Source organism: Ensifer sp. MJa1 (assembly GCF_037026475.1).
Classification (GTDB): Bacteria; Pseudomonadota; Alphaproteobacteria; order Rhizobiales; family Rhizobiaceae; genus Ensifer.
Map to the genome: position 1 here is coordinate 1 of NZ_JAKUMO010000034.1, position 15538 is coordinate 15538.

Annotated in this window: 13 protein-coding genes; 6 read left to right on the top strand and 7 right to left on the bottom strand. The window is 62.3% G+C overall.

Going from position 1 to position 15538, the window contains the following annotated elements:
- Nucleotides 1-65: 65 nt before the first annotated feature.
- From MKZ91_RS29120 to MKZ91_RS29145, 6 genes are all read right to left on the bottom strand, one after another.
- Nucleotides 66-1796: an ATP-binding cassette domain-containing protein gene (locus MKZ91_RS29120; RefSeq protein WP_336174506.1), complete on the bottom strand. Its 1731-nt coding sequence runs from the start codon at nucleotides 1794-1796 to the stop codon at nucleotides 66-68.
- A complete protein-coding gene (hlyD, locus tag MKZ91_RS29125) occupies nucleotides 1793-2800 on the bottom strand; it encodes a secretion protein HlyD (protein WP_336174507.1) in 1008 nt (335 codons plus the stop codon). The genes MKZ91_RS29120 and hlyD overlap by 4 nt, the downstream gene beginning before the upstream one ends.
- Entirely contained in the window at nucleotides 2800-3498 is a 699-nt protein-coding gene (locus tag MKZ91_RS29130; RefSeq protein ID WP_336174547.1) for a CerR family C-terminal domain-containing protein, read from the bottom strand. Before MKZ91_RS29130 ends, hlyD begins: the two co-directional genes overlap by 1 nt.
- A 140-nt stretch (nucleotides 3499-3638) precedes the next feature.
- On the bottom strand, nucleotides 3639-4805 hold the full coding sequence (locus tag MKZ91_RS29135) for an HPP family protein (protein ID WP_336174508.1): 1167 nt from the start codon (nucleotides 4803-4805) through the stop codon (nucleotides 3639-3641).
- 156 nt (nucleotides 4806-4961) lie between these two features.
- Nucleotides 4962-6320 carry a sensor histidine kinase gene (locus MKZ91_RS29140; protein ID WP_336174509.1) on the bottom strand — a complete coding sequence of 453 codons (1359 nt, stop codon included), beginning with the start codon at nucleotides 6318-6320 and terminating at the stop codon, nucleotides 4962-4964.
- The gene (locus MKZ91_RS29145) at nucleotides 6317-6991 is read right to left on the bottom strand and encodes a response regulator transcription factor (RefSeq protein ID WP_336174510.1); all 675 of its coding nucleotides are present in this window, start codon (nucleotides 6989-6991) and stop codon (nucleotides 6317-6319) included. Before MKZ91_RS29145 ends, MKZ91_RS29140 begins: the two co-directional genes overlap by 4 nt.
- 268 nt (nucleotides 6992-7259) lie before the next feature.
- Between MKZ91_RS29145 and MKZ91_RS29150 the strand changes: the two genes are divergently transcribed.
- From MKZ91_RS29150 to MKZ91_RS29165, 4 genes are all read left to right on the top strand, one after another.
- Entirely contained in the window at nucleotides 7260-8969 is a 1710-nt protein-coding gene (locus MKZ91_RS29150) for a phosphoethanolamine transferase (protein WP_336174511.1), read from the top strand.
- 151 nt (nucleotides 8970-9120) lie between these two features.
- Nucleotides 9121-9480: a hypothetical protein gene (locus tag MKZ91_RS29155; RefSeq protein ID WP_336174512.1), complete on the top strand. Its 360-nt coding sequence runs from the start codon at nucleotides 9121-9123 to the stop codon at nucleotides 9478-9480.
- A gap of 137 nt (nucleotides 9481-9617) precedes the next feature.
- The gene (locus MKZ91_RS29160; protein ID WP_336174513.1) at nucleotides 9618-10286 is read left to right on the top strand and encodes a metallophosphoesterase family protein; all 669 of its coding nucleotides are present in this window, start codon (nucleotides 9618-9620) and stop codon (nucleotides 10284-10286) included.
- Nucleotides 10287-10427: 141 nt separating this feature from the next.
- Nucleotides 10428-11102, top strand: a complete 675-nt coding sequence (locus tag MKZ91_RS29165) for an HAD family hydrolase (protein WP_336174514.1) — start codon at nucleotides 10428-10430, stop codon at nucleotides 11100-11102.
- Nucleotides 11103-11188: 86 nt separating this feature from the next.
- Here the strand turns inward: MKZ91_RS29165 and MKZ91_RS29170 are convergent, their stop codons facing one another.
- Entirely contained in the window at nucleotides 11189-12778 is a 1590-nt protein-coding gene (locus tag MKZ91_RS29170) for an ABC transporter substrate-binding protein (RefSeq protein WP_336174515.1), read from the bottom strand.
- 492 nt (nucleotides 12779-13270) lie between these two features.
- Between MKZ91_RS29170 and MKZ91_RS29175 the strand changes: the two genes are divergently transcribed.
- Nucleotides 13271-14302: an amino acid ABC transporter substrate-binding protein gene (locus MKZ91_RS29175; protein ID WP_336174516.1), complete on the top strand. Its 1032-nt coding sequence runs from the start codon at nucleotides 13271-13273 to the stop codon at nucleotides 14300-14302.
- Nucleotides 14303-14367: 65 nt separating this feature from the next.
- Nucleotides 14368-15516: an amino acid ABC transporter permease gene (locus MKZ91_RS29180; RefSeq protein WP_336174518.1), complete on the top strand. Its 1149-nt coding sequence runs from the start codon at nucleotides 14368-14370 to the stop codon at nucleotides 15514-15516.
- Nucleotides 15517-15538: the final 22 nt, after the last annotated feature.

Here is a 15538-nt window from a genome sequence, read left to right on the forward strand (position 1 = left end):
CTCTGGACCATGATCCAGCGCCGCCAAACCTTCAATCCCCTCACCAATGCTGCTTGACTTCCGCATTACGCAGCCTCCTTCGCCTCGGAGCCCTGGACCAGCGCGATAAAGGCGTCCTCCATCGTCGGGTCGGGCAGGTCTGGGCTTGTTACCTTGGCCTTCAGTTCGTCCGGCGAGCCGAGTGCGATCGACCGACCGCGATAGATCAGCGAGATCCGGTCGCAATACTCGGCCTCGTCCATGAAATGGGTGGTGACGAGCACGGTCACGCCCTTTTCGACCAGGCCGTTGATGTGGGTCCAGAATTCGCGCCGGGTGATCGGGTCGACGCCGGAGGTCGGCTCGTCGAGGAACAGGGCTTCCGGCTCGTGCAGCACCGCACAGGCGAGTGCCAGCCGCTGCTTCAGACCAAGCGGCAGGTCCTTTGCCGACATGTCGAGCAGGCGGGCGAAGCCGAAGATGTCGATCATCAGTTGGATCCGGTCGCGCTTGCGCGCGCCCGAAAGCCCATAGACGCCGGCGAAGAAATTCAGGTTCTGGGCAACGCTGAGATCGCCGTAGAGCGAGAACTTCTGGGCCATGTAGCCGAGGCGATTGCGCGCTTCGGCCGCATCGCGGCGCAGGTCGAAGCCGGCAACACGTCCTTCACCGGCCGTCGGCTTCAACAATCCGCACAGCATCTTGAAGGTTGTCGACTTGCCGGCGCCATTCGGCCCCAGAAGGCCAAAGATCTGGCCGCGTGGAATATCGAAGGTGATGGCGTCGGCTGCAGTGAAATCGCCGAAGCGCTTGGTTAGTCCGTGTGCTTCGATGACCGGCTTGCTTCCTTCGATTGCAAAGGGCTTTTGTGCTTCCGCGAGCTTCGAGCGGCCGCCCGGGCCGCCACCGAGCATGTCGATGAAGGCATCCTCAAAGCGCGGTGCAGCTGTCGTCACAGTGACAGCCGGCAGGCTGTCTTCCATCGTCGGCGGCTTGGCGTCGGGTTTCATCACCAGGCGGATGGCTTCGCCCTGGATGACGCCGTCGACGACCCCGTCTTCGTCGAGATAGCGTGCAAGCCCCTGCCGGCGGCCGCTCTTGATGCCGGAGATCTTGAAGACGCGATCGTCGACGCGGCCGGTGAGTTCGGCCGGGCTGCCTGAAAACAGCAGCTTGCCCTCGTTGAGCAAAAGCACGCTGTCGCAGGCTTCCGCCTCGTCCAGATAGGCGGTCGACCAGACGACACCGATGCCCTCGGCGGTCAGGTTTTCGACCATCTTCCACAGCTCCCGGCGCGAGATCGGGTCCACGCCGACACCCGGTTCATCAAGGAGCAGTAGCCGGGGCTTGCGCAAGAGAGCGCAGGCAAGGCCGAGCTTCTGTTTCATGCCGCCGGAGAGCTTGCCGGCGAGCCGAGCGGTGAAGCGCTTGAGGTCGGTGAATTCGAGCAACTCATCAAAGACGGCGGCGCGTTCCCCGAGCGGCAAGCCACGCAGATCGGCGTAGAGATCAAGGTTCTCCTGAACGGAAAGATCCTCATAGAGCCCGAAACGTTGCGGCATGTACCCGATCGAAGCCTGGATGTCGGCGGCGTGGCTGACCGTATCGAAACCGAGTACCTCGACCTTGCCCTCGTCCGGCACCATCAATCCGGTCATAAGACGGATGAGCGTGGTTTTGCCGGCGCCGTCGGGGCCGACGAGCCCGGTGATCCGCCCGCCGAGGATCTCGCCATTGATGTGATCGAGTGCAGGCGCGGCCTCGCCGAAGCACTTGACCACATCCGAGATCCGCACGAAGGGCGTATCGTTGTTCATCGGCTTGCCTCAGTCGTTTCCGGCAAATGCACCGTGACCGGCATGCCTTGCCTCAGATCCGGGCCGGGCTTGTCGACGATGATGCGCAGGCGGTAGACGAGATCCGTGCGCAGTTCCGGCGTTTCCACGGATTTCGGCGTGAATTCAGCAACCGGCGAGATGAAGCCGACCTTTGCCTTGTAGGGCCGATCCGGAGCACTGTCGGAGGTGACTTCGACCGTCATGCCCGGGTGGACGCGGCCGAGATCAGGCTCGGCGACATAGGCGCGGACCCAGACCGGCTCGTTGAGCGATACGACATAGATCATGTCCGACGGCGCAGCGATCGCGCCGACTTCCCGCACGCGGGAAAGGATCGTGCCTGCGTCCGGCGCAAGCAGGCGCGTGTCGGCTAGGGACGTGCGTGCACTCTCGAGCTTGGCTTCCGCCGCCCGTACCTGTGCTGCCGCTGCGTCAATGTCTTCGACCCGGCTGCCTTCTTCGAGCAGAGCCAGCGCTTCGCGCGCGGAGGTAGCGCGTGCTGCGGCTGCGGATCGCGTGGCGTTTGCCTCGTCGAGATTGGCCTGGGAAATCGTGCCGTTCGGGCGCAATTGGCGGGCGCGTTCGTAGGCCAGTTCGGCGTTTTCAAGATCGGCCAGGCGTTCGGCGTGGGCGGCGCGCGCCTGGGCGATCTCCGTTGGTCGGGAGCCGGCCTTCAGCTTGGCGAGGTTGGCCTTGAGCGCGCCGAGCTCAGCTTCGGCCGCTGAGACCGCCTGCTCGAAGGGAACGGGGTCAAGGGTTGCCAGGACGTCGCCGGGCTTGACCACGTCGCCTTCATCGACGGCGAGGCTGGCAATGCGGCCGCTGACGCGGAAACCGAGCGATACCTGCCGGATGTCGACATTACCATAGAGGACGGAGGTCCGTTCAGAGTCCATCCATCCGAGCTTGCGCGGGACATCGAACCACCAGGCACCAGCCGCGGCACCTGCAACAAGGAGGAGAGCGATCAGTGGCTTGTTCATCACCGTCCTGCCTTTTCGCTGCCAAGCGCTGCGACGAGGTCGGCGGCGTGGCGGCGCAAGATTTCGAGTTCATCGGGGCCGATGGTCTGCCACTCCATTTGTCTCAGCATCGCTGCATGGGCCATGCGGAAGACCAGAATGCTGCCGACGAAGGACATCGTTTTCAGCCGGACGTGCTCCGACTGAGCCGTTTCGCCGAGGATGGTGGCAATCAGTCTGCGGGCCATGCCGATCATGGGGCCCATCACGTTGGCATAGACCCGCTCGAAGGCTTCCGTTGGCTCCATCTGCTCGCGGATGATGAAGCGCGCCCAGCTTTCAGATTGGCGGCTGACGAAAAGTGCCACCATGCGCTGTGCCATCTGGGTCAGCAGTTCGCGCGCTTCTGTTGGCTCCATCGCCTTGCCGTCGTGGTCGATCTGGGCAAGACGCTCGATGATCGCGGTTCTAAGTTCGGCGACGTGGCCGAGGATCATCGACGCCAAGTGCTCGGCGGCGGCGATATAGAGGCCTTCTTTTCCCCCGAAATAATAGGGGATCGCCTGCAGGTTCACGCCGGCCGTTTCTGCGAGCAAACGCGTGCTGGCACCATCGAAGCCGTATCGGCCGAAGACGTCGATGGAACTCGTCAAAAGCTTCTCGCGGGTGATGTCGCCGCGGTCTTGCTTCGTTGGTTGGGGGGAGGTTTCTTTTTTCATCATGTCCTGAAATTACATCATTCCAATGATTAAGTCAATCGAATGAATTTTAGGCAGCTCTACTACAGACGCGGATGCTCCGTGAGCTGCGTCCAGCCGCCGGATGGGGCCAGGAAAACGTCGGTGTCCGAAGCGCTGCCTTACGCGACGTCGCGTTCATCGGCCCGCTCGAGGCGGCGCTGGAACAGGGCTGCGATCAGGTCGGATTGGGTGACGATGCCGACCAACCTATTGTTGGCATCAACGACGGGCATATGATGCAGCCCCATATCTGCCATCGGCGGCACGAGCTTGGCGATCATCGTCTCCGGCAGAGCCGATTGCACCTGACGGGTCATGAGGTCCGATACCAGCCGCGGAGCCTTCGCGCCAAGGCCGATGACATTTCCAAGGCTATGGCGCAACCCGCCTTGCGGCGTGAGCATGGCGTGCTTCATGAAGTCGGTCTGCGTGATGATGCCGACGAGACCGTCTTTCTCGGTGACAACCGGCAGGGCCTTGATGCGATGATTGAGCAACGTTTGCCACGCCTGGCGCAATGAAGTCTCAGGCGTCGCCGTGGCAACGTCGCGCGACATGACTTCAGCGCAGGTGATTTCGCCCGAACGACGGTTGAAGGCGCGAATCTGTGCCTGGTGGATCAGGGCGTCGAGTTCTTCCGGGCTGACATCGACCACTTCGCCGTATTGCGCCAGCACGGCCTGCAGGTCCTCAGGCACGATGCCGAGGCGTTGCATCGGCGCCGGGTCGGTGGTCCCGTGCGATGTTGGCGCCGGCGCAAGATGTGGATAGCGCCGGCCAGTGGCATTGTTGAACACCAGCGCGATGGCAAGGATCACGAACGAGTTGATCGCGACTGGAGAGAGAACGAACCAATATCCAGCGTCGTGGATTGCAGTGCCGCCGAGTACCGCCGTCAGTGCCACGGCGCCGCTTGGCGGATGAAGGCAGCCGAGCAGCAGCATCACGCCAATTGCCAGCCCCACGGCAACCGCGGCTGCAATGACCGGTTCCGGTATCAGAAGCGCAGCAGTCACACCGATCAACGACGAGACGAAATTGCCGCCAACAACCGACCAGGGCTGAGCGAGCGGGCTTGCCGGTGCCGCAAACAGCAGAACGGCCGAAGCGCCCATCGGCGCAATCAGGAGCGGCAGATTGGCGTTGGCGCCAAGTGCGTAGCTGCTGACAAATCCCGTAAGAAGGATGCCAAGAAGGGCGCCGAGCGACGAACGCAGGCGCTCAAGATGACTGACAGGAACGAGCGACGGAATGAAACGCTTGAGGTAGGCGCTGGTCTTCGACATGGGCACTCACGGCTGACGGAAGCTACCGATTGCCGAGGCCAATAGCATATGATGCGAAATTGGGCAGGAAATTCGCATCCAAAAAAGCTCGCCGGATTAAAATATATGCATTGCGCCTAAATTGGATGCGCGCGGTGGTCCGCAGCGCCATGCCCGTCAAGCTCCGGCTGCAGCCGAAAAATCGATGGAGATCTTCGTCCCGCGCTCGGGCGCGGTGTCGACGGCGACGGTCGCCTGATGAAGCTCGCTGATACGCTGCACGATCTTTAGACCAAGCCCGAGCTGGCCGGAGCTTTTGACATAGCCGAGGTCCTCGTGGTGTTCCGGTAAGTCGACAAGCCCTCGGCCATCGTCTTCGACGCTGACCACGGGCCCGGGTCCGCAGACGAGGATGATGCGCGTGCCGGGCGGGTTGTGCTTGACGGCGTTCTCGATCAGGTTGCGCAGCATGTTTTCAACGAGCGCCGGGATCACGGTGACAGGCGGTGTGCCGTCGTCGACGAACTCGATCGACTTGTCATGGTCGAAGACGAATGGCGCGATGGTCTCCGCAATGCTGGCGCCGATTTGCGACAGGCTGGCGCGCTGGTATGCCGAGGGGTCGACGGCATCGGCGCGGGCGAGCGACGTCAACTGCTCCAGGATGTGCGTCAATGCATCGAGGTCGCGTTCGGCATTGCGAGCCCTCGGATCGTCGATGCGGCTCAGTTCCATCTTGGCGATCGATACCGGCGTGCGGATCTCGTGCGCGATCGACGACGAGAACAGCTTCTGCGACTGGATGAGATCGGCGACACGCGAGAGCATGCGGTTGACGGCGGTCACCAGCAGCGCGATCTCCTGCGGCATGCGGGTCAGCGGCAGGCGCGCATTGCTGTCGCGCGGATCCAGCGCGTCAGCCGCCTTGGCGGCCATGGCAACAGGCTGCAACGCACTGCGGATCGACCAGATTGTTGCGCCGATCACGAGGCAGAACAGCAACGTCATCGGCACGATCATGGAATCGAACATTTCGTGCAGCAACGCGCTGTACATGAAGCCATGTGGGTCGTTGAGAATTGCCAGTTCGACAAGCACCGTCGTTCCAGCGCGTTCGAAGGTCTGTCCGCCGGCCACACTGAAAGGTTTGCCCGGGGCGATCAGACGTTTCCAGAAGCTGGGTGCGTCGACGCTGAGCGGCAGGAAATGCTGCGCGCACTCGGTCGTGCAGTTGGAATAGATGATGGCGCCCGCCGCCGTGCGGATCCGCAGATAGATCGGGCCGCCGTCGTCATGCCGATTGAGGTATCTTTCCCGCGTCTCGTGATCCGGAATATAGCGCACGGTTCCGTCGCGCAGCTGGATGTAGCTGGCAAGAGTTTCCGTCTCCTGCTGCAGCATGAGCACGCTCAGCTTGTCATCGTCGAACCAGTAATCGGCGAAGACGACGCCGATCTGAATTGCCATGGCGAGCAACGAAAACGCGACGATGCGGCGTGCGACAATACCGATCAGTGACGGATTGCCCCGCTTCATGAGGCCTGCCTCAGCAAGTAACCAATGCCACGCACGGTTTCGATCTGGACGCCGGTGTCGAGCCCTTGCAGACGCTTGCGCACGCGGGAAACGGCGAGCTCCAGGGCGTTGGGGCTGATCTCCTGGCCATATTCCGACAGTGCGGTTTCGAGCTTCCGCTTCGGCACGACGCGGCCGACTTCCCGCATCAGGATTTCGATCAAGGACCGTTCGCGCGGTGGCAGCGGCACGACTGTTCCGTCGCAGGTGAGGTCGGCCGTCGCCGGATCGTAGCGCAATGCGCCCGCTTCAAGCACCGGCTGCACGGCCTGGGGATTGCGCCGCAGCATCGCGCGGCATCGAGACAGCAGCTCGCGATGGTGAAACGGCTTGACGAGGTAGTCGTCGGCACCTGCATCGAGCCCGGCGATGCGCTCGTCGACGGACCCCTTTGCCGTGATGATGAGCACCGGCAATCCGGGGTGCTCCTGACGAATGCGGCGCAACAGGGACAAGCCGTCGCCGTCGGGCAGGCCGAGATCGAGCAGGATCAGGTCGTGCTCGCGGGCGGCGACTGCCGTCTCGGCGTCAGTGACCGTTGAAACGGCATCGAGCCGCCAGCCTGCGTCGCGCATGGTTTCTCCGACCAGTTCTACCAGTCGCGGACTGTCTTCAACCAGGAGCAGGCGCATTGATTCGTCTCGGTATTTGCAGGGACCGTGCCGACCATATGGGCTTTCACGGGGGCTGCCAACTCTTTCCAAACGGGGCCTACTCCCGCGCGCATCTGATGGCCAATCAGCAATCTTGACGGCGTTTCGACAGCTTACCCGGCGTATCTCGATGCTCGAGGAGGAGGCTGTACCGAACCGGGGGCGGCGGATGCGTCACCGCCTTCGATGAATGCCCGTAATCGCGCGGCCCGTTGGCTCAACGTGGTCACCGCAGGAGACCGCTGTTTTGATCCTTTTAAGAATTCGCCGGCCCGAGATCGGCGGCATTGCCCTCAGCGCTGTTGTAACCGCCTATCTGCTGCTGGTTACCAACCGGTCTTTCTGGACCCATGCCTTCGCCTATTTTGACGATTCCGCTGTCGCTCTGGTTTCGTTCGGAGCTGCGCTTTGCCTGTTGACCTTCGCCGGACTGACGTTGGCCTGTGTCCGCTACGTCATGAAGCCCGTCCTGATCTTCCTGATCTTGGTTTCGGCGTCCGCCTCCTATTTCATCGACACCTTCGGTGTGATCATCGACAAGGATATGATTGGCAATGCCGCCGCGACGACACAGGCGGAGGCCAGCCACCTTTTGACCCTCAGCCTTGCCGTGCACCTGTTCGTCTATGCCTTGTTGCCGTCGCTGTTCGTTGTCTGGGTCAAGGTCCGCCATCGCCGCTTCATGCGCAATGCCGCGATCAATTTCGCGGTTATCATTCCGTGCCTCTTGATCAGCGGCGCCCTGGTCTATTCCAATTTTGCGAGCGTCGCCTTCGTTATCCGTGAACACAAAGACCTGATGAAGCGCTTCAATCCGACGGGCCCGGTCTCGGCCGCGGTTCGCTATGCGACTTCGACCTACAAGGAGCGCAACATCGTTGTGCAAGCGCTCGGCACCGATGCCCGCCTGGGCGCGCGTATAGCCGCTGCCGGCAAGCCGGTGGTCGTGGTCGTCGTCGCCGGCGAGACCGCCCGCGCCATGAATTTTTCTCTCAACGGCTATGGGCGGGAAACCAATCCGGAACTGAAGGCGCTCGGCGTGGTGAACTACACCGACACCACGAGCTGCGGCACGGCGACCGCGATCTCGCTGCCTTGCATGTTCTCCGTCTACCCGCGCGAGGAGTACAGCGACTGGAAGGCACGTTCGACCGAGAACCTGATGAATGTGCTGACGCGCGCCGGCGTTTCCGCCACCTGGTGGGACAACAATACCGGCAGCAAGGGCATTGCCGACCTGATCAGCTTTGCCAGCATGACCAACCAGAAGAACAGCCCTTTGTGCAAGGACGGGGAGTGCCTGGACGAAATCTTCCTGGGCGAGCTCGACAAGAAGCTCGGCGCAACTACGAAGAGCAGCGTCATCGTGCTGCATCAGCTTGGCAGCCACGGCCCGTCCTATTATCTGCGCTATCCAGAGAAATTCCGGCGTTTCACGCCCGATTGCCGCACGCCTGAGCTGATGAATTGCTCGGTCGCGGAGATCACCAACGCCTATGACAACACCATCCTCTATACCGATCACGTGCTGGCAAGTGTTGCGCGCCTGTTGGAGAAGCACCAGGACCGCGTTGCCGGGGCGATGATCTACATGTCCGACCATGGTGAGTCGCTCGGCGAAAACGGCATCTATCTGCACGGCGCGCCCTATGCTATCGCCCCGCGCGAGCAGACCCAGGTGCCGTTCATCGCCTGGTTCTCAACGCCCTACCAGGCGGCGATGGGGGTCGATCCGGCCTGCCTTGCCAGGGACACGAGCCAGCCGAAGTCGCACGACAACCTCTTCCACACCGTGCTTGGCATGATGAATGTCGAGAGCAAGGTCTACGAGCGCGACCTCGATGCCTTTGCGAAGTGCACGGGGAAGATGCCCGGCGGCGAACCGGCGTTTCAGTCTGCCGACACTGCCAAGGATCTGCCTGCAAACGCCATGTCCACCAAGCCCGGCGCGCTCTAACGGGGGACCATGTGCCGGCGCGCACATATTCTTCTCGATCGCCGGAACAAATGCCGATCTCGGCGCTTCCTTTGATGCAGGTTAGCGATCGGCTGGCGGGCGGTGGTGGGCTTGCGCCCGTTCCCAACGCCCACCGTCAAAGGAGGGTCGGATGCGTGTCGTCGGTTTGCAAGTTTCCCCTGAACGGGCCGGATTTACCGTCGAATATGTCGGTGATGGCGGGCAAGTGGTGACGGTCACGTGCCCGCAGGATAGCGCCGGCGGGCTCAACCGGATGAACGCTGTCACAAAGGCACAAGAAATACTCGCTGCCGTGCTCGCCGCTGATTTGGACGAGACCTTTGGTAGCAGGGCGGTGCCTGGCGGCGGCGTGAGGGCGAACGCCCGCCGCGCCCACGACTATGACGCAATGGAAGAGCAACTCGAAGAGGGGCTGGAAGACACATTCCCGGCCAGCGATCCGGTTTCCATTGCCAGCTCGGCGATAGCCAAGGGCAATTCTCGGCGCTGACATGGGCACGGTGCGCTCCGCGAGCCCGGACTGGCTTTGCTGCCTTCGTCCGCGCCGCCCATAGAGAATCCGATTGTTACGTCACCCTTGGAGCGGGCCGGCAAGGCGGCATAGAGTAGGGCCAGGAGAAACATGCCATGGCCGTCCGAAATCTCACCTTCGCCGTCGGCGACATTCACGGTTGCCTCGATGAACTGCGCAGCTTGCTGGACCAGATCGAAGCCTACACAGCGACGGGCAGGGTGATCTTTCTCGGCGATCTGATCGACCGGGGGCCGAACAGCCGCGGCGTCGTCGAATTGATCATGGCAGGGCCGAAGAGGCCGGGCTGGATATGGTCGACGCTGAAGGGCAATCATGAAGAGATGCTGCTCGGAGCGGCAAGCGGCGAGAGCGACGTCGACTGGTGGCTGATGAATGGTGGCGAAGAGACACTGGCGTCCTATAGAGGCGTTGTTTCGGGGCGCCATCTGGCGTGGATGCAGAGCCTTCCACTGATCCTGGTCGAGCGCTTCCGCATCTTCGTTCACGCCGGCGTCGACGAGACCCAACCCCTTGAACGGCAGGACGCGGAGATCTTTCTCTGGATCCGGCGCCCTGACGACCATTCGGGCGACTACTGGGGGCGCCACCTTTGCCATGGGCATACGCCAAGCCGGGCCAATCCGCGAACCGTCGGCAACCGAACCAATGTCGATTCCGGCGCCGTATTTGGTGGGCCGTTGTCCTGTGCGGTCTTTGACGACGACACACCCGGCGGCCCGATCGACTTCCTGAAGACGAGCAGCAGGCTCGAGCGGGAATGAGCCGCGCGGGCTGGCGGTGTGGACCTGGGTCCTGAAAGGCCTGGGCGTGAATTGCTTGTGCGCGCGGCCATCAGGCTGTAGGTGTGCGTTCTCCGGCGTGCGAAGTGCAGACCGCCCGCCTCACCACAGCAGGGGATCGCCTTGGACGCCGTGCCTTCATCCGTTTTCACGAAGAATTTTGCCGCCCTGCTGTTTGACATGGACGGCACTCTGTTGAACTCCATGGCCGTAGTCGAGCGGGTCTGGGGCGCATGGGCAGAGCGCAATGGTCTCGATCGGGATGAATTCATCAAGACGGTTCATGGCGTGAGGGCCGTCGACACGATCCGCAACCTCGATCTGCCCGGCGTCGATCCCGAGCAGGAAGCCTATGATCTGGCTCTTGCCGAGATCGGCGACGTCGAGGGCATCATCGAAATCCCTGGCGCTGTTGCCTTCCTGAACTCCTTGCCGCCGGAGAGGTGGGCGATCGTCACGTCGGCGCCGCTCGACCTCGCCGTGCGCCGCCTGGCGGCCGCCGGCATCCCGACGCCGACGCTGATGATAACGGGCGAGGACGTCGCTATTGGCAAGCCCGATCCGCAGGGTTACCGTCTTGCGGCCGAGCGGCTCGGCGTGCGACCTGAGGATTGCCTGGTCTTCGAAGATGCGCCGGCAGGTATTCTCGCCGGTCTGGCAGCCGGTGCAGACGTCGTCGTCGTCACCGGTGCGCATGAGGCTGCCGCCGACACGCCGCATATGACGCTTGCCCGCTACCATGACATCGAGGCCGATATTGCAGGCGATGGCACGGTATCGCTGCGCCGCGCGATCTGAACTGACGCCTGAGTCGCTCTTCTTTCTTCTGATCTTCAAAGGCCCGCAGGTCGTACACCGACCTGCGGGCCTCCAAGCGCGCCTGATCAGGCGTTCAGCCAGCACTTCGTCAAGGCGTGGCCGCCCATCAGTTCGCCGTTCGGGTCGTCGACCCAGCCGCCGACCTTGTCATTCGTCGCGTCGATGTAGTTGTTGAACATCGGTACGATGACACCGCCTTCATCGCGCAGGATCATCGCTGCCTGGCGATAGAGCGCCTTGCGCTTGGCCTGGTCGAGTTCTGCGCGCGCCGCAAAGATCAGCTTGTCGAAGTCTTCGCGGAAGAAGCGGGTATCGTTCCACTCGGCCTTGGAGAGATAGGCGATCGAATAGACCTGGTCCTGAGTCGGTCTCCCGGTCCAGTAGGACATGCTGAACGGCTGCTTGTTCCAGACATCCGACCAGTAGCCGTCGCCGGGTTCGCGCTTCAGGTCGATGGTGATGCCGCATTTGGCCGCGCTCATCTGGAAGAGCTGCGCCGCGTCGACGGCGCCCGGGAATGCGACATCTGACGTCCGCAACAGCACCGAGCCGCTGTGCCCGGACTTCTTGTAGTGGAACTTCGCCTTGTCGGGGTCGAAGGCCCGCTGCTCGATGTCGTTGTCGAAGAGCGGATAACCCTTGATCATCGGCGTGTCGTTGCCGACGGTGCCGTAGCCGGCGAGCACCTTGGCAACCATCTCTTCCCGGTCGACCGCATACTTCAGCGCCAGGCGCAGATCGTTGTTGTCGAACGGGGTCGTGTTGCAATGGGCGATGAACACATAGTGTCCCTTGCCGGGCACGTTGCGGATGACGACGCCGGGCAGGCGGCTGATCAGCGCGACGACCTTCGGTTCGATGCGGTTGATCATGTGAATCTGGCCGCTCTGCAGGGCCGCCGTGCGGGCAGTCGAGTCGTTGATGACCACGATCTCGATCTGGTCGGCATGGCCCCGCTCGGCCGAGCCCCAGTAGCCTTCGTGACGCTCGGCGATATGCTTCACGCCAGGCTCGTTGGAAACGACCTTGTAGGGGCCGGTGCCGATGCCGGCCGTCGGGTCGTCCTTGCCGCCGTTCGGCTGGATCATCAGGTGGTAGTCGCTGACGACATAAGGCAGGTCGGCATTCGCCTGGCGCAGGGTGATGACGACATGGTCCCCGTCCGCCTTGATCGTCTCGAACTCCTGCACGAAAGGAAGTGCTGCCGACTTGGAATCGGCATCGCCGTGGCGCTCGAGCGTTGCCACGACGTCGGCCGGCGTCAGTTCCTTGCCGTTATGAAAGGTGACATCCTTGCGGATCTTGAAGCGCCAGGTCTTGGCATCCGGCGTTGCCTCGTAGGCCTCTGCCAGACGGTACTCGATTTCGCCGGTCGGCGAGACTTCGAGAAGCTGCTCCCCCCAGCAGCGCCCCAGTGTATAGGGGACCTGGCTCGCCCAGGTTGCGGGGTCGAGGCTGTTGGTCGATTCGCCGCCGACCAGGCCTGCCTTCAAGATTCCGCCTTTGACCGGACCGGCGGCGCGCGCCGCCTGACCGAGCAGCAGGTTTGCCGACGCGACGGTTACGCCGAGCGCTGCGGCGCGCCCGAGAAACTCCCTTCGCGACAGCCGACCCGCGGCAACCTGATGGCTCATGAATTCCAGTTCTCTTGGCATGGCTCACTCCCTCTCTTGTAAGACCCGCCCGGCGCACCGGTATCGTTGCAGGATATTGGAAGGAGAAGTGGCCAAGGGATTCTTGGCCCGCGACAGTTCGTGCCGCAGATCGACGAAGGAACGTCGTATCTTCGAACGCATTTGCGACCGGCGCGAAGAGCCGCTCAGTCTTTTCTGGCCAACGGCCGCCTTCTTGCAAGGGTCTCCGGCTCGCACTTGTCACTGCCGGCTGCGGTCACATCGCGATGTTTGCACACGGTTTATTCAGGCGCGATCGGTTCCGGCTTGGCACGCACGGGTTGCTTCGAAACGCGCCTGCACCCATGCGATAATATTGTATACAATAATGTTGATGTTTGTGTTCTCTTATCGTATGCAATTGAAAGGCGCGGCAATTTAAGGCTGGAGCCCATCGGTTTGGGAGGAGGCGTGTGGAGAGGAATCGCACGGCCCGAACCGGCAAGAACGAAGACAGCCAATGGGAGGGAAATCATGAAAAGCAGAATTCTGCAGCTTTGTGCGACGGTTGCCGGCATCGCTGTCGGACTGGTGGCGGCGACGAGCGCAAACGCCGCAACGACGCTCGAGACGGTGAAGGCGCGCGGCAAGCTCATCTGCGGCGTTTCGATGAGCACACCGGGTTTTGCCACCGCCGATGCGAAGGGCCATATGCAGGGCTTCGACGTCGACGTCTGCCGCGCCGTAGCATCGGCCGTGTTTGGCGACCCGGAGAAGGTCGACTTCGTCCTGACGAACATCAACACGCGCTTCCAGGCGCTTCAGTCCGGCGAAATCGACATGCTGTCGCGCCAGACGACCCACACTTTCTCGCGTGAAGTCTCGCTCGGTCTCGATTTCGGGCCGACCGTCTTCTACGACGGGCAGGGGCTGATGGTGCCGAAGTCGCTCGGCGTCAACAGCGCGAAGGAACTGACGGACGCGGCGATCTGCACGCTGCCCGGGACGACGACCGCCCAGAACCTCAGCGACTTCTTCCGCTCGATCGGCGGCAAATTCGAACTGGTCGTGTTTGAGAACCCGGACGAAAACCGCAACGCCTTCTTTTCAGGCCGCTGCGAGGCGATTTCGTCCGACCGTTCGGACCTTGCCTCGATCCGCGCGGTTGCCAACAACCCCGATGACTACGTGGTGCTGCCGGAAACGATCTCCAAGGAGCCGCTGGCCCCGTCCGTTCGCCAGAACGATTCCAACTGGCGCGATATCGTCTCCTGGTCCGTCTGGATGCTGATGGCAGCGGAAGAGCGCGGCATCACCCAGGCCAACGTCGACGAAATGGCGAAGAGCGAGGATCCGGAGATCCAGCGCATGCTCGGCGTCAGCGAGGAGCTCGGCAAGATGCTGAACCTCGACAACAAGTGGGGCTACAACATCATCAAGGGCGTCGGCAACTACGGCGAAGTGTTCGAACGCAACCTCGGCACCAAGACCGCACTTGGCCTGACGCGCGGCCCGAACACGCGCTGGAGCGAAGGTGGCCTGCTCTACGCACCGCCGTTCCGTTGAGGATTGACGGGCCCGCGCGCCGGCGCGGGCCCGCCTCCCCACATCCTGCCTAATGGATGGGTGCCATGCCCCTGTTTTATGATGCGCGCATCCGCGCCTATCTCTATCAAGCGATCGCTGTCGGTGCCGTCGTCTTCATTGCCTGGGTGATGTTCAGCACTGCCAGTGCCAATCTTGCCAAGCAGGACATCGCAACCGGCTTCGGATTCCTGGCGCGCCAGGCCGGCTTCGTGATTACGGAAGCCGCGATTGCCTACGAGCCGACCGATACGATCGGCCGGGCGATCCTCGTCGGTATCGCCAACACCGTCAAAGTCTCGCTGCTTGCAGCGCTCTTCGGGACTGTGTTCGGCCTTCTCGTCGGCATCGGGCGATTGTCGCACAATCCCGTGCTGTCGCGCCTGATGCTTGCTTATGTCGAAGCGCTGCGCAATGTGCCACTGCTTCTCTACCTGCTTCTCTGGTACTCGCTGATCATCTCCGCATTTCCGCCGGTCAAGCAGGCGATCGAGATGCTTCCCGGCGTCTTTCTTTCAAACAGTGGCTTGGTCATGCCGGCCTTGCACTGGCAGAGCGGATTTTCTGCGCTGACCGTTGCCCTCTTGGTCGGCACCACCGCGGCCATCCTTGTGGCACGTATCTTGGGGCGTCGGCGGGTCGTCACGGGCAAGGACATGCCCGTCGCCGCGTTCGCGGCGCTGGCGGTTGTGCTGCCAGTCGCAACAGCGCTGATGTTTGCCAACATCTCCGTGACCTGGGACGTGCCGGAACTCGGCCGCTTCCGCCTGAGCGGCGGTTATCATCTGCGTCCGGAGTTCGTCGCACTGCTGCTCGGGTTGACGTTAAGTGTGTCGGCTAACGTAGCGGAAATCGTCCGCGCCGGTATCCAGGCGGTGAGCAAGGGTCAGTGGGAGGCGGCGACCGCGCTTGGCCTGTCGCGCACACGCACCCTGAAGCTGGTGATCCTGCCGCAGGCGCTGCGGATCATCATTCCGCCGCTCACCAACACCTACCTGACCGTCTTCAAGAACAGTTCGCTCGCCATCGCCATCGGCTATCCGGACCTGGTGATGGTCTCGAACACGATCATGAACCAGACCGGTCAGGCAATCGAGGCCATCGCCATCTTCATGGGTGTCTATCTCGCTCTGTCGATCGCAATTTCGCTGGTCATGAACTGGTACAACGCGCAGGTTGCGTTGAGGGAGCGTTGAGCCATGGCCCAGGTTGAGACCC

Coding starts and splice junctions, on each gene's coding strand:
- MKZ91_RS29120 (WP_336174506.1), bottom strand. CDS start 1,796: ATGAACAACGATACGCCCTTCGTGCGGATCTCGGATGTGGTCAAGTGC.
- hlyD (WP_336174507.1), bottom strand. CDS start 2,800: ATGAACAAGCCACTGATCGCTCTCCTCCTTGTTGCAGGTGCCGCGGCT.
- MKZ91_RS29130 (WP_336174547.1), bottom strand. CDS start 3,498: ATGAAAAAAGAAACCTCCCCCCAACCAACGAAGCAAGACCGCGGCGAC.
- MKZ91_RS29135 (WP_336174508.1), bottom strand. CDS start 4,805: ATGTCGAAGACCAGCGCCTACCTCAAGCGTTTCATTCCGTCGCTCGTT.
- MKZ91_RS29140 (WP_336174509.1), bottom strand. CDS start 6,320: ATGAAGCGGGGCAATCCGTCACTGATCGGTATTGTCGCACGCCGCATC.
- MKZ91_RS29145 (WP_336174510.1), bottom strand. CDS start 6,991: ATGCGCCTGCTCCTGGTTGAAGACAGTCCGCGACTGGTAGAACTGGTC.
- MKZ91_RS29155 (WP_336174512.1), top strand. CDS start 9,121: ATGCGTGTCGTCGGTTTGCAAGTTTCCCCTGAACGGGCCGGATTTACC.
- MKZ91_RS29160 (WP_336174513.1), top strand. CDS start 9,618: ATGGCCGTCCGAAATCTCACCTTCGCCGTCGGCGACATTCACGGTTGC.
- MKZ91_RS29170 (WP_336174515.1), bottom strand. CDS start 12,778: ATGCCAAGAGAACTGGAATTCATGAGCCATCAGGTTGCCGCGGGTCGG.
- MKZ91_RS29175 (WP_336174516.1), top strand. CDS start 13,271: ATGAAAAGCAGAATTCTGCAGCTTTGTGCGACGGTTGCCGGCATCGCT.
- MKZ91_RS29180 (WP_336174518.1), top strand. CDS start 14,368: ATGCCCCTGTTTTATGATGCGCGCATCCGCGCCTATCTCTATCAAGCG.